Annotated in this window: 11 protein-coding genes; 6 read left to right on the top strand and 5 right to left on the bottom strand. The window is 73.4% G+C overall.

Translation table 11 applies throughout. The features are described from left to right. Positions 1-20 precede the first annotated feature (20 nt). Complete coding sequence (rpsI, locus tag ACX27O_RS16750; protein WP_030329997.1) at positions 21-494, top strand: 30S ribosomal protein S9; 474 nt, start codon at positions 21-23, stop codon at positions 492-494. Between the two features lie 119 nt (positions 495-613). Continuing rightward, the gene (gene glmM / locus ACX27O_RS16755; protein WP_030329999.1) at positions 614-1,969 is read left to right on the top strand and encodes a phosphoglucosamine mutase; all 1,356 of its coding nucleotides are present in this window, start codon (positions 614-616) and stop codon (positions 1,967-1,969) included. Between the two features lie 18 nt (positions 1,970-1,987). Here the strand turns inward: glmM and ACX27O_RS16760 are convergent, their stop codons facing one another. Next, positions 1,988-2,734 carry an ABC transporter ATP-binding protein gene (locus tag ACX27O_RS16760; RefSeq protein ID WP_458939719.1) on the bottom strand — a complete coding sequence of 249 codons (747 nt, stop codon included), beginning with the start codon at positions 2,732-2,734 and terminating at the stop codon, positions 1,988-1,990. 2 nt (positions 2,735-2,736) lie between these two features. Next, complete coding sequence (locus ACX27O_RS16765; protein WP_358124964.1) at positions 2,737-5,562, bottom strand: FtsX-like permease family protein; 2,826 nt, start codon at positions 5,560-5,562, stop codon at positions 2,737-2,739. 92 nt (positions 5,563-5,654) lie between these two features. Here ACX27O_RS16765 and ACX27O_RS16770 point away from each other — a divergent pair, with 92 nt between their 5' ends. Then, positions 5,655-6,287: a PadR family transcriptional regulator gene (locus ACX27O_RS16770; RefSeq protein ID WP_210859010.1), complete on the top strand. Its 633-nt coding sequence runs from the start codon at positions 5,655-5,657 to the stop codon at positions 6,285-6,287. A gap of 7 nt (positions 6,288-6,294) precedes the next feature. On the opposite strand, the gene ACX27O_RS16775 is transcribed toward ACX27O_RS16770, so the two are convergent. Then, a complete protein-coding gene (locus ACX27O_RS16775) occupies positions 6,295-7,491 on the bottom strand; it encodes a pyridoxal phosphate-dependent aminotransferase (protein WP_458939720.1) in 1,197 nt (398 codons plus the stop codon). Positions 7,492-7,733: 242 nt separating this feature from the next. Between ACX27O_RS16775 and glmS the strand changes: the two genes are divergently transcribed. Then, positions 7,734-9,647, top strand: coding sequence for a glutamine--fructose-6-phosphate transaminase (isomerizing) (glmS, locus tag ACX27O_RS16780; protein WP_030330009.1), 1,914 nt, complete (start codon positions 7,734-7,736; stop codon positions 9,645-9,647). A gap of 3 nt (positions 9,648-9,650) precedes the next feature. Here glmS and ACX27O_RS16785 read toward each other — a convergent pair whose 3' ends face one another. After that, complete coding sequence (locus ACX27O_RS16785; RefSeq protein WP_358124969.1) at positions 9,651-11,243, bottom strand: alpha/beta hydrolase; 1,593 nt, start codon at positions 11,241-11,243, stop codon at positions 9,651-9,653. Beyond that, positions 11,240-11,536 carry a hypothetical protein gene (locus ACX27O_RS16790; RefSeq protein WP_030330013.1) on the bottom strand — a complete coding sequence of 99 codons (297 nt, stop codon included), beginning with the start codon at positions 11,534-11,536 and terminating at the stop codon, positions 11,240-11,242. The genes ACX27O_RS16785 and ACX27O_RS16790 overlap by 4 nt, the downstream gene beginning before the upstream one ends. 174 nt (positions 11,537-11,710) lie before the next feature. Here ACX27O_RS16790 and ACX27O_RS16795 point away from each other — a divergent pair, with 174 nt between their 5' ends. Both ACX27O_RS16795 and ACX27O_RS16800 read left to right on the top strand, forming a co-directional pair. Next, the gene (locus tag ACX27O_RS16795; protein ID WP_030330015.1) at positions 11,711-12,079 is read left to right on the top strand and encodes a holo-ACP synthase; all 369 of its coding nucleotides are present in this window, start codon (positions 11,711-11,713) and stop codon (positions 12,077-12,079) included. A 55-nt stretch (positions 12,080-12,134) separates the two neighbouring features. Continuing rightward, a complete protein-coding gene (locus ACX27O_RS16800) occupies positions 12,135-13,604 on the top strand; it encodes an NAD(P)H-hydrate dehydratase (RefSeq protein WP_030330017.1) in 1,470 nt (489 codons plus the stop codon). The last annotated feature ends 23 nt before the right edge of the window (positions 13,605-13,627 follow it).

Below are 13,627 nucleotides of genomic sequence, written 5' to 3' on the forward strand. Positions count from 1 at the left end.
GCGCGGGCGAAGGAAGCAGCATGACCGACATCATCGAGACCGAGGTCGCCCCGGAAGCCCCCGAGGCCACCGAGGCGCCGGCGCCCGTCGCCCGCGCGCCTCGTGGTGACCGGCCGATCCAGACCGTGGGCCGCCGCAAGGAGGCCATCGTCCGGGTCCGCATCGTCCCGGGCACCGGCAAGATCACCTGCAACGGTCGCGACCTTGAGGCGTACTTCCCGAGCAAGGTGCACCAGCAGCTCATCAAGGACCCGCTGGTCACCGCCGAGAAGCCCGAGCAGTTCGACGTCATCGCGAACCTGCGTGGCGGCGGCACCACCGGCCAGGCCGGTGCGCTGCGGCTGGCCATCGCCCGCGCGCTGATCGTCAACGAGCCGGACGACCGCCCGGCCCTGAAGAAGGCCGGCTTCCTCACCCGTGACGCCCGGGTCAAGGAGAGTAAGAAGTACGGCCTCAAGAAGGCCCGTAAGGCTCCCCAGTACTCGAAGCGCTGATCTTTCCCAGCGCGTTGTACTTCTGACGGACGGCCGGTCCGCCTCCCCCTCGTCGAGGGAGGCGGGTCGGCCGTTCCGCTTTCTCCTCACAGGCAGTGCTCATTCGGAGGTTGGCGGGTATGGGTCGGTTGTTCGGCACGGACGGCGTACGCGGGCGGGCGAACGCGGATCTCACCCCGGAGTTGGCACTGGCGGTGGCGGTGGCCGCCGCGCACACACTCGCCGAGACGGACCGCAGCCACCCGCCGCTCGCCGTCGTCGGCCGGGACACCCGCGCCAGCGGCGAGATGCTGGAGGCCGCCGTGGTGGCCGGGCTGACCAGCGCCGGCGCCAACGTCGTCCGGGTCGGTGTGCTGCCCACCCCCGCGGTGGCGTTCCTCACCGCCGAGGCCAAGGCCGACCTGGGTGTGATGCTCTCCGCGTCACACAACCCGATGCCGGACAACGGCATCAAGCTCTTCGCCGCCGGTGGGCACAAGTTGCCCGACGAGATCGAGATGCGGATCGAGGCGGCCGTCGAGACGAACGCCACCACCGCCTGGGACCGGCCGATCGGCGCCGGCGTCGGCCGCGTGCACGACCTGCTCGACGGTGCCGATCACTACGTCCAGCACCTGGTGGGCACCGTTGGGCACCGGCTCGACGGGATCAAGGTCGTGGTCGACTGCGCCAACGGCGCCGCGGCCGAGGTCGCCCCGGTCGCCTACCGGGAGGCCGGCGCCGAGGTCATCGCCATCTACGCGGAGCCCGACGGCCTGAACATCAACGACGACTGTGGCTCCAACCACATCGACGCGCTGCGTGCCGCAGTGGTCGAGCACGGCGCCCACCTGGGCATCGCCCACGACGGCGACGCCGATCGCTGCCTGGCGGTCACCGCCGACGGTGACGAGGTGGACGGCGACCAGGTCATGGCGATCCTCGCGCTGGCCATGCGGGACGCCGGCACGCTCACCCAGGACACCCTGGTGGCCACCGTGATGAGCAACCTCGGGCTGCGCCTGGCGATGTCCGCGCAGGGCATCCGCCTGATCGAGACCAAGGTCGGCGACCGGTACGTGCTGGAGGAGCTGCGCGCCTCCGGGCTGGCGCTCGGCGGTGAGCAGAGCGGCCACATCGTCATGCCCGCGCACGCCACCACCGGCGACGGGGTGCTCACCGGCCTGCACCTGATGGCCCGGATGGCGGCCACCGGCCAGTCCCTCGCCGAGCTGGCCTCGGTGGTCACCAAGCTGCCCCAGGTGCTGATCAACGTCCCGGTCGGCGACCGGACCATCGGCGCGGCCGCGCCAGCCGTCCGCGCCGAGGTCGAGCGGGCCGAGGCGGAGCTGGGGGAGACCGGTCGGGTGCTGCTGCGCCCGTCGGGCACCGAGCCGCTGGTCCGGGTGATGGTCGAGGCGGCCACCGAGGCGACCGCCCGGTCGGTCGCCGAGCGGATCGCCGAACTGGTCCGCACCGCGAGCCCGGTCGCCTGAGGCCACCTCCGGGCGGCCTCACAACCGCAGTTGGGTCGCCCGCCCGTACGTGTCGGCCGGGTCCTCGCCGTCGGTGAGGTCGAGGTCCTCGGTGACGCGTCCGTCGGCCAGCCGGACCAGCCGGTCACAGCGGGCCGCGATGGCCTGTTCGTGGGTGGCCAGCAGGATCGTCATGCCGTGCCGGTCGCGGAGGTCGAGCAGCAGGTCGAGGATCTGCCCACCGGTGGTGGAGTCGAGGTTGCCGGTGGGCTCGTCGGCCAGCAGCAGGCCCGGCGCGCCCATCAGGGCCCGGGCGATGGCGACCCGCTGCTGCTGGCCACCGGAGAGCTGCGCGGGCAGGGCGCGCTCCCGCCCGGCGAGGCCCACCGCGTCGAGCAGTTCGCGGGCCCGCGTCGCGTGATCGGTCCGGCCCCGGCGGGGGAGGACCGGCGCGATCACGTTGTCCAGCACGGTGAGCGCGGGCAGCAGGTGGTAGCGCTGGAACACGAACCCGACCCGTTGCCGGTAGCGGGCCAGCGCGGCACGACGCAGCGAGGTGACCTCCACGTCGTCGACGGTGACGGTGCCCTTGTCGGCCTGCTCGATGGCGCCGATCAGGTGCAGCAGTGTGGACTTGCCCGAGCCGCTGGGACCGGTCAGCGCCACCACCGACCCGGCCGTGATCTCCAACGAGACGTCGTCGACAGCTGTCAACTTTTCCGTGCCGGTGCGGAACTGCCGGTTCAGCCCGACAGTCCGGACCGTGCTGCCGGTGGTTGCCTCCATCGTCACTCCTCCGCGAGTAGCCGTGCGGTCGGGAGCCGGCGCAGCAACGCGGCCGGCACGAGCGCCGCCAGACAGGTGAGCAGCACCCCGCCGAGGGCCACCGCGGCCGCGACCATGATCAGGGCGGCCGGCAGCGCGCCGACCAGCCAGGCGGCCCCGGCGAGCCCGAGCCCCGCGCCGGCCACCGCCCCGAGCGCGCCGATGAGGAACCCTTCGTAACCCACCAGGCGGCTCAGCGCGGTGTCCGTCCAGCCGACAGCACGCAGCGTGGACAACTCGGCGGCGCGGTCCCGGACGTTCAGGTACAGCACGTCGGCGACGGCACCCGCGCCCAGCAGGACCGTGACGACCGCGGCCAGGGTGTCCGCACCCCGTACGTTCAGCGAGACGGTGTCACCGAGCAGATTGCCGACGATCGCGCCACGGAAGGCGTAGGCGGCGGCGCTGACCACTGTCAACGCGGTCAGCCCGATGGCCAGCGCTCCGGCCCCGAGCAGCGTGCGCCCGGGGGTGCGGACCAGATTGACCACTGCCATCCCGAACAGGTTGCGCGGCCGCCGCACCCACCGGGCCGGGGCGACCATGGGCCGCAGCGCGGCGGCCGGGTGCGCGCCCGCAGCCCGCAGCGCCGGGGCCACGCCCGCCACCAGCGCCAGCAGCAGAGCCACCGGTACGGCGAGCGCTGCCTGATGCCAGCCGATCTCGATGTTCAGCGCGGCGGCCAACGGGAACGCCAGCCCGAGGGCCAGCAGACCGGCGGCGAGCCCCAGCGCGGCCACCTCGCCGAGGATCAGCGCCGCGATCCGCCGGGCTGACCAGCCCAGGCAGGCGAGCACCGCCAGTTCGGGGCGGCGGTCCCGGACGGCGGCGGAGACCGCGTTGCCAAGGAACAGCGCGCAGACCACAAGCACCAGCCCGAACAGAACGAGGCTCTTACGGTCGACCGCCTTGATGATGACCGAGGCGATCCCGAGTGCGGACCACGGCTCGGTCAGCCGCAGGTCGGGCCGGCCTAACGGGCCCGCCGGTAGCTCGACGGTCTGCGGGGCGGGAGACGAGCCGATGGTGAGATCGACGTCCAGCCCGGTCGTGTCGGCGATCCGCTCGGCGATGAGCCGGACCCGCTCGGCGGACCGTTCGGTGTAGCCGGAGACGTCGGCGACCCGGATCCGGATCGCGCTGATCGGCGCCGTCCGGCTGGGGCTGGGGCTGCCCTCCATCAGTTTCGGCACCGCCGCCAGGCTGGTGAGCAGTAGGGGCGGTGCGGAGACGTAGCCGGCCGGGTTGCCGCTCGGTTCCAGCGGCCGGCCGCCCAGCGCCTGGCGGCTGCGCTCGTCCGCGCCGTCGAGGCGTGGCGGCTCGTACGTCTCCAGCGGGAGCCGGGACAGGTCGCTGAACCCGCTCAGCTTCTCCGGATCGAAGATGCCGACGGTCCGCCAGTCCCGCAGCTGGACGATCGGGCCTGGCGGTTGCATGGGGACCGCGGTCAGCGGGCGGAAGCCGTTGTCGTCGGCCGACCACGGACGTCCGTCGAAGTTGTAGGTGTTGTCGGTGCCGAAGGCCTTGGCATCGAACGGCGGTCGCGTGCCAGCACGGAGAGTGCCGTCGGCGAGTCGGTCGTACTCCGGGGCACCCGCTTGAATCATCGTCTGCAACTCACCCCGGCAGCAGCCGGTCGGGGAGATCCCCGCGGCCAGCAGGTCGCGGTACCCGTCGGCGATCGCGTACTCCTCGGTCCCGACCTTGACCCCGGTGGCGCCGGACAGCGCCTGCTCCAGGTCGGGGATGCTCAACCCGGCGGGGCGCGCCTGCGGCAGCCGGGTGAGGGCGGACCGCACTGTGACATCGAGGTAGGGGCGGCTGGTGCTCAACACCGGGATGAACCGTTCGGGTATATGCATGGGGAGGTGGGTGTCGGTGGCCGTGTCGTCGGGTCGAAGAGCGCGGCCCTCGATCACCGCGTCGTCGAGGCCGACGAGCCGCTGCTCCGCCTCGGGGTCGACGGCGGCCAGCAGGAACGGCACCGTCACCCGGTAGGTGGCCACCAGTTGGTCGGTGGCGACGCGCTTGGCGCGACCGGACTGCCAACTGTTCTCTTCGAAGCGCCCATCGGGTAATAGTCGAACGGTGTCGACGCTCCAGTTCTCCCGCTCGGAGGTCCATCCATCGTTCGCCGACCTTGGGATCAGGTGCGGGTCGCAGATCGGCTGGCTCCGCCCGTCCGGAAGCACTTCCCGTGGGACATCCCCGCACTCCTGGTCGTACGGATACATCCGGCCGTCCGAGTACGGGATGGAGGGGGCGTTCGGGTCGCCGCCCTCGGGGTAGAGCAGCGGGCGCTTGGTCACGTACACGTAGCGTGGACGGCTCGGGGCCGTGGTGAGCCCGCGTTCGGCGGTGAAGGTGGGGTCGAGCCGGATGACCTGCTGATCCAGGGAACGATCGACCGCGTCGGTCAGGTCGAACCGGACCGTCACGGACGAGGTCGAGTAACCCAGCATGGCGATCGGCGCGGCCACGTCGACGCCGGCGACCTGTTTCACCTGCTCGTACTGCGCGGGGGTGATGCCGCCGAACAGGCCGGAGAGGTAGTTCGGACGGACCAGTCCCCGTTCGACCTCCAGCGGCGTGCGGGCTCCCTGCGGACGGACGAGGATGTCGTAGGCGGCCCGGGTGTCGCGCTCGACAGCGCCGGTGACCTCGAGGCGGGAGGTGGTGGTGGCGCCGGTCAGGACGACGAAGCCGGTGGTCGCCACCAGCACGCCCGCCAGCAGCGCCACCGACCGACCAGCACGGCCGCGTAGCTGCGCCCAGATGAACCCGAGCATGTCGCGCCTCCCCGTGTGCTCCCCACACTCTGCGCGTTACATTGTCACAATGCAAGACCTGGCCCAGTCGGTCAGCGGACATGGAGGAGACAGTGGCGATCCAGCACGCGGTCCTGGCGCTGCTCGCACGCGGCCCGAGCTACGGCTACGAGTTGAAGAGCGCCTTCGAGGCCGCCGCCGGTCCACAGTGGGGGCCGCTCAACATCGGCCACCTGTACCAGATCCTCGACCGGCTCTCCCGGGACAGCCTGGTGATCGCCGAGCGGCAGGCCCAGCAGGTCAAACCCGACCGGGTGGTCTACCAGATCACTCCCGCTGGGCGGGCTGAACTCGGCCGCTGGCTCGACGAGCCGAGTCCGCGCAGCGGCGGCTTCCGGGACGACTTCTTCCTCAAGGTCACCGCCGCGGCCCGATCGGGCTCCGCGCAGATCGTCCGCACCGTGCTCAGCAACCAACGCGGGCACCTGCTTCGCGAGTTGCGCAATCTCGACGGGCTGCGTCGCAAGGCCGCCGACCCGGTGGTCGGGCTGCTGCTCGCCGCGGCGTGCCGACACGTCGAGGCCGACCTCGCCTTCGTCAACGATGCCGAGGCGGTGCTGTTGGCCGACGGCGGCGCGTTGCTCGCCACCCTGGCCGGCTCACCGTCGGAGATCGCGGCGTCCGCCGCCGACGCGTCGTCGCCACCAGCGACGGACGGTGCCGGACCGGCGCGCGCAGCCGGGTGACCGACCCTCAGCGGTGCCCGGCCAGCCCGCGCAGCCGGGTGACAGCGTCGGCCAGCACTTCGGGGCGCTTGCAGAAGGCGAACCGGACCAGCCGCCGGCCCGCGTCGGTGTCGTCGTAGAAGACCTGGGTGGGCACCGCCACCACACCGCAGCGCTGCGGCAACGACCGGCAGAACTCCGCCCCGTCCCGGCCGCCCAGGGCGGTGATGTCGGCGGTGACGAAGTACGTCCCCTCCGAGCCGAGCACCTCGAACCCGGCGTCGGTGAGACCGCCGACGAGCTGGTCACGCCGTTGCTGGAGGCTGTCCCGGAAGCCGGTGTAGTAGTCGTCCGGCAGGGCCAGCGCCACCGCCACCGCCGGTTGCAGCGGTGCGGCGTTGACGTAGGTGAGGAACTGCTTCACCCGCAGCACCGCCGAGACCAGCGCCGCCGGGCCGCTCGCCCAGCCGATCTTCCACCCGGTGCAGGAGAATGTCTTGCCCGCCGACGAGATGCGCAGCGTCCGCTCCCACATTCCGGGGAGGCTGGCCAGCGGCACGTGCGCGCTCGCCGCGTCGGTGAAGACCAGGTGCTCGTACACCTCGTCGGTGACCGCGTACGCGTCGAACTCCTGGCACAACTCGGCGACCTGCGCCAACTCGGCCGGGGTGAAGACCTTGCCGGTCGGATTGTGCGGTGAGTTCAGCAGCACCAGCCGGGTGCGCGGGCCGAACGCCGCGCGCAGCGCCGCCGGGTCGAAGGCGTACCGGCCGTCGGCCGTGGGACGCAGCGTCACCGGCCGGCGGACCGCGCCGGCCAGCGCGATCGAGGCGGCGTACGAGTCGTAGTACGGCTCGAAGCAGACCACCTCGTCGCCCGGCTCGCAGAGGGCGAGGATGCTCGCCGCGACCGCCTCGGTAGCACCCGCCGTGATCACGATCTCGCCGTCCGGGTCGTACGCCAGGTCGTAGAACCGCCGCTGGTGGGCCGCGACGGCCGCGCGCAGGGCGGGGATCCCCGGGCGGGGCGGGTACTGGTTCTGCCCGCCGCGCAGCGCCTCGGCGGCGGCGGCCAGCATCTCCGGCGGGCCGTCGGTGTCCGGAAACCCCTGCCCGAGGTTGACCGCGCCGGTGCGTACGGCGAGGGCGGACATCTCGGCGAAGATCGTCGTGCCGAACGGCCGCATCCGGGCCACCAGCGGGTCGACATCGGTGCTCGTCGTCACGCCGCCAGCCTACGGGGCCTGCCCTGTCAGCTCGACCTCGGAGATTCGGCCGAAGCAGCTGGCGGGTCGCTGCTTGCGGTCTCGCTGTACGGGTAGGTGGGGGCGTCGGGCGCATCGCGGCACCTCAGGTCGGGTTTCCGCGTCGGTCGTCGTTGCCGCCTCGGCGGTTTGCTCAAACTTGATGTTCGTTTACCCGACTTTTGAGCACCCATCATGAGTGAAACTGGGTTAGGCTGCGGGCCATGTGTGGAATCGTGGGATACGCGGGCGCGCGCCCCGCACTCGGCATCGTCCTCGACGGGCTGCGGCGACTGGAGTATCGCGGCTACGACTCGGCGGGCGTGGCGATCGTCTGCGAAGACCGGCTGCTGACCGAGAAGAAGGCCGGCAAGCTGGCCAACCTGGAGAAGGTGCTCTCCGAGCGGGCCGCCGACGACCCGACCTCCTGCGCGGCCAGCCCGATCGGCATCGGTGACGGCACCACCGGCATCGGGCACACCCGGTGGGCCACCCACGGCGGCCCGACCGACCGCAACGCCCACCCACACGTCGCCCCGGACGGGCGGGTCGCGGTGATCCACAACGGCATCATCGAGAACTTCGCCAAGCTCCGCGCCGAGCTGGAGGCCGACGGCGTCCAGTTCACCAGCGACACCGACACCGAGTGCGCAGCGCATCTGCTCGCCGCCGCGCTGGCCGACCTGCGCGCCGCCGGCCAGCCGGACAGCCCGCAGCTGCTCGCCGCCGGCATGCGCGTGGTCTGCCAGCGACTGGAGGGCGCGTTCACCCTGCTCGCCGTCGACGCCGCCGTGCCCGGTGCGGTGGTCGGCGCCCGACGCAACTCGCCGCTGGTGGTTGGCCGCGGCGACGGGGAGAACTACCTGGCCAGCGACGTGGCCGCGTTCATCGAGCACACCCGGGAGGCGGTCGAGCTGGGCCAGGACCAGATCGTACTGATCACCGGTGACAGCATCGAGATCACCGACTTCGAGGGCCAGCCCGCCGCCGGCAAGGACTTCCACATCGACTGGGACTCCTCGGCCGCGGAGAAGGGCGGCTACGACTGGTTCATGCTCAAGGAGATCGAGGAGCAGCCGCAGGCCATCGCCGACACGCTGCTGGGCCGGCTCACCGAGACCGGTGAGATCGGCCTCGACGAGGTCCGCCTCAGCGACCAGGATCTGCGCGACGTCGACAAGATCTTCATCGTGGCCTGCGGCACGGCGTACCACGCCGGCATGGTCGCCAAGTACGCCATCGAGCACTGGACCCGGATCCCCTGTGAGGTGGAGCTGGCCAGCGAGTTCCGCTACCGCGACCCGGTCCTCGACCGGTCCACGCTGATCGTGGTGATCTCGCAGTCCGGCGAGACGATGGACACCCTGATGGCGCTGCGCCACGCCAAGGAGCAGAAGGCCCGGGTGCTGGCGATCTGCAACACCAACGGCTCGACCATCCCCCGCGAGTCCGACGCCGTGCTCTACACCCACGGTGGGCCGGAGATCGCCGTCGCCTCCACCAAGGCGTTCCTCACCCAGGTCGTCGCCTGCTACCTGATCGGCCTGCACCTGGCCCAGGTGCGCGGGATCAAGTTCGCCGACGAGGTGGGCGCGGTGGTCGCGCAGCTGCAGGAGATTCCCGGCAAGCTGCGGGAGCTGCTCGGCCGGATCGAGCCCGTCCGCGAGCTGGCCCGGGACCTGAAGTCCGAGCCGACAGTGCTGTTCATCGGCCGGCACGTCGGCTACCCGGTGGCCCTGGAGGGTGCGCTGAAGCTCAAGGAGCTGGCGTACATGCACGCCGAGGGCTTCGCCGCCGGTGAGCTGAAGCACGGCCCGATCGCCCTGATCGACAAGGGCACCCCGGTGATCTGCGTGGTGCCCTCGCCGGTCGGCCGGGGCATGCTGCACGACAAGGTCGTCTCCAACATCCAGGAGGTCCGGGCTCGTGGCGCGCGGACCATCGTCATCGCGGAGGAAGGTGACGAGGCCGTCGTCCGGTACGCCGACCACCTGATCTACGTGCCGCGTACGCCCACCCTGCTGGCCCCGCTCGTCACCACCGTGCCGTTGCAGGTGCTCGCCGCCGAGATCGCCGCCGCCCGGGGGCACGACGTGGACCAGCCCCGCAACCTGGCCAAGTCGGTCACCGTCGAGTAGGCCTCAGCGGCCCAGCACGACCCGGGCCATCCCGTCCAGCGCGGGGTTGCCCGGGTCCCAGTAACCGGTGTGACCGCCTCGCCCACTGCCGAAGACCCGGCCGCCGAACCCGGGATCCGACGGGTCGTGCCCGAACCACAGCTCGTGCCCGCTCTGCCCCGGCCAGCCCACCACGGCGGCCAGCGGCACCGTACGCAGCAGGGCCCTGCGGCCCAGCTCCTCCGGTGGTCGGGCCGCCCGGATCACGTCGTCGGGGGCGGTGCTCGCCCAGACCTCCCCGGCTGGCACGCCCAGCTCGCCGGCGTGCGACGCGCCGACACCGGGCGAGCCGACGAAGACCAGCGCGTCGGCGTCGAGCCCGTGCTCCCGGGCGGCCACACCCACCACCACCGACCCGTAGCTGTGCCCGAGCACCGTCTGCCGAGCCGGTGGCCCGTCGTGGCTGGCGCGCAGCCCCTCCTGGAAACGGTGCAACGCCCCGCCGGCGTCCCGGGCCTGACCCGTCGAGGCGGCCTCGGTCAGCAGGTCCGGGGCGTCGTAGTCCAACCAGAGCACCGCCGCGCTGCGCTCGCCCGGGGCGAGCGCGGCGCACCGCTCCAGCACCCGGGCCGCTCGCCCCAGCTCGCCGGCTGCGTCGTCCAGCCCGGCGGTCATCCCCGGCACGTGGGTCAACACCCGGTCGGCGTGGTCCGGGTCGCCGAGCGCCACCACCACCCGGCCCTCACCGCCCGGATCCAACCCGAGCAGGTACGCCCGTGGTGCCCCGCCGGAGGTCAACCGGTCGACCAGCGCGTCCAGGCCGGCCAGCCGCCCGGCCACCGCGTGCAGCCGCAACGACGCGAGCGGCCCCGGCGGCACCCGGGACAGCAGCCGTCGACGCTCGGCCAGCAACTCCGCTCGCCACCCGTCGAGCTGTAACCGGTTCGCCTGGTCGCGGGCGGCCACCGGCACCCCGTCCAACCGGCCGACCAGCGCCGGTTCGCGCCCGATCAGCCACCGTCGCTGGGCCGGGGTCAACCCGGACCACCAGGCGCTGACCAGCGCGGGCGCGGCACCGGGGGCCGGCCGGCCGGGAGGTGGCGGGGACGCCCAGCCGGTGCCGGCGGCCCGGGCCAGCTCGGCCAACCGAGCGGCGGCGACCCGGTCGGCAGTGGCCGCCCCGTCGAGCGCGCGGCGCAGGGCCGCGGCGACTCCGGCCGCTGCCACCCCGGCCCGCTCGGTGGGCTGGGCGCGGGCCGGATCGACCCGCACCCCACCCGAGCGGTCCACCAGCAGGCCGGCCGCGTCGGCCTGGGCGACCGCCTCGGTGAGCCGTGCCTTAGCCGCCGTCAGCCGACCGGCCAGCTCGGCCAGCACCTGGTCGGCCTCGATCAGCGCGGGTGCGATCGAGGCCAGCTCGGCACGCAGCACGGCGAGCCGATGGTCCGCCGCCGTTGCCGCCGCACCCGACCAACCGTCCCGCAACCGCCCGCCGGACGCGCGCAGCCCACCGACGTGCCGATCGAGCGGCCCGGTCAACCCCGCCCACGCTGCCCCGGCGGCCCGCCACTCCCGCGGGTCGACAGCCCACAGTTGCCGGTAGCCGACGCCGCTCACCGGGGCACCGCGGCGAACCGGTCGGCGGCCCGCTCGTCCACCGTCTCGTACGCCTCGGCCGCCGCGCGGACCCCGCCGGAGGCCGCCGCGACCTGGGCGCCCAGCCGGCAGAACCAGGCGTGCCCGGCCGCCTCCAACGCGGCCAGCGCCGCGCCAGCTCGCCACTCGGGGGCCGCCACCACCAGCCCGGGCAACCCGGCGAGGCCAGCCGCCAACCGGTGCGCCTCGTCGTCGAGCAGGACGGCGACCGCCCGCAACTCCTCCGGCCGGACCGTGAACGGCTCGTCGGTCATGACCACACCCCCGTGGACGATCGGCATCGACGCGCTGACGTTAGGCGCGCACCACAGGTCGCGTGGTGCCCTGTGGACAGCCGGCGTCGAGGCGTACCCCGGGGTGTCCACAGGCGTTGCCCAGCGCGAGCCCGACGGCTAATCTGCGGCCTCGACCGCCGGTAGGGTGGTGTGGTGATCGTCGCTGTCGGTATCGACGTCGTGCTGGTCGAGCGGTTCGCCCGAGCCCTGGCCCGGACGCCGCAGCTGGCCGACCGGGTCTTCACCGAGGCCGAGCGGCACACCCGCTCCGGCAGCACGCGCTCGCCCGAGTCGCTCGCCGCCCGGTTCGCGGCCAAGGAGGCCGTGGCCAAGGCGCTCGGCGCTCCGGCCGGGCTGAGCTGGCACGACTGCGAAGTCGTGGCCGACCCGGACGGTCGCCCCTGGTTGGCCGTCTCCGGCACGGTCGCCGAGGCGGCCGACGCGCGGGGGATCAACCACTGGCATCTCTCGTTGTCGCACGACGGCGGGATCGCGTCGGCGATGGTGGTCGCGGAACGATGACGTCGGCCGGGAGGGCCGACCGGGCCCGCCCGCGAACGGAATGGGACACGGTGGCATGAGAGCGGTGTGGCGGGTGGCCGACGTACGGGCGGCCGAGGCGGGGCTGATGGGCACCCTGCCGGAGGGGACGCTGATGCAGCGGGCCGCCGCCGGCCTGGCCCGCCGGGCGGCGCTCGTGCTCACCGAGCGGGGCGGGGTCTACGGCGGCCGAGTGCTGCTGCTGGTCGGCTCCGGTGACAACGGTGGCGACGCGCTGTACGCGGGGGAGCGGTTGGCCCGCCGGGGTGTGCAGGTGTCCGCGATGCTGGTCACACCCGGGCGGGCGCACGCCGCTGGCCTGGCCGCGCTGCGCGCCGCTGGCGGACGGGTGGTGCCGGGTCCGGCCGGCCCGGTCGACCTGGTCCTCGACGGCATCGTCGGCATCGGTGGCACCGGTGGGCTACGGGCGAACGCGGACGAGATCGTCCAGCGCCTCGACGAACTGCGCGGACGAGACGGGGAGCGGGCCACGGTGCTGGCGGTCGACGTGCCCAGCGGCGTCGCTGTCGACACCGGTCACGTACCGCTGTCCGCGTCCGGCCGGCCCACAGCGGTGCGCGCCGACGTGACGGTGGCCTTCGGCGCGCTGAAACCCGCCCTGGTGGTCGGGCCGGCCGCCGCCCTGGCCGGGCAGGTCGAGCTGGTCGACATCGGGCTGCGGCCGTGGCTGCGCGGCACCCCGGCGCTGCGGGTCACCGAGTGGTCCGACCTGGTCGACTGGTGGCCCGAGCTGGGCCCCGCGTCGGAGAAGTACACCCGGGGCGTGGTGGGCGTCGCGACCGGCTCGGCGACCTACCCCGGCGCGGCGGTGCTCTCCGTGGGCGGCGCGCTGGCCGGCCCGACCGGGCTGGTCCGCTACGCCGGCAGCGCCCGCGCCGAGGTGCTGCACCAGCACCCCTCGGTGATCGCCAGTGAGCGGGTCGCCGACGCGGGCCGGGTGCAGGCCTGGGTGTGCGGCTCCGGGCTGGGCACCGGCGCCGACGCGGCCGCCGAGCTGCGTGCCGTGCTGGCCGCCCCGGTGCCGGTGGTGCTCGACGCCGACGCCCTGACCCTGCTGGTGGACGGCTCACTCGCCGACCGGCTGCGGGGTCGGGACGCGCCCATCGTGGTCACCCCGCATGATCGGGAGTTCACGCGTCTCTGCGGTGAGGAACCCGGTGCCGACCGGGTCGGCGCAACGCTGCGGCTGGCCGCCTGGATGAACGCGGTGGTGCTGCTCAAGGGTGACCGCACGGTGATCGGCACGCCGGACGGTCGGGCGTACGTCAACCCGACCGGCACTTCGGCGTTGGCCACCGGCGGCACCGGCGACGTGTTGGCCGGGTTGCTCGGCTCGCTGCTGGCGGCCGGGGTGCCCGCCGATCGGGCTGCGGCGGCGGCCGCGTACCTGCACGGGCTCGCCGGGCGGGAGGCGGCCCGGGGTGGGCCGGTGACCGCGCCCGACGTGGCCACCGCGTTGCGTCCGGTGTTGGCCCGGCTGGGCTGAACGGGCCGTTCCAGCCGTGCTGG

Source organism: Micromonospora sp. SD19, from assembly GCF_054462275.1.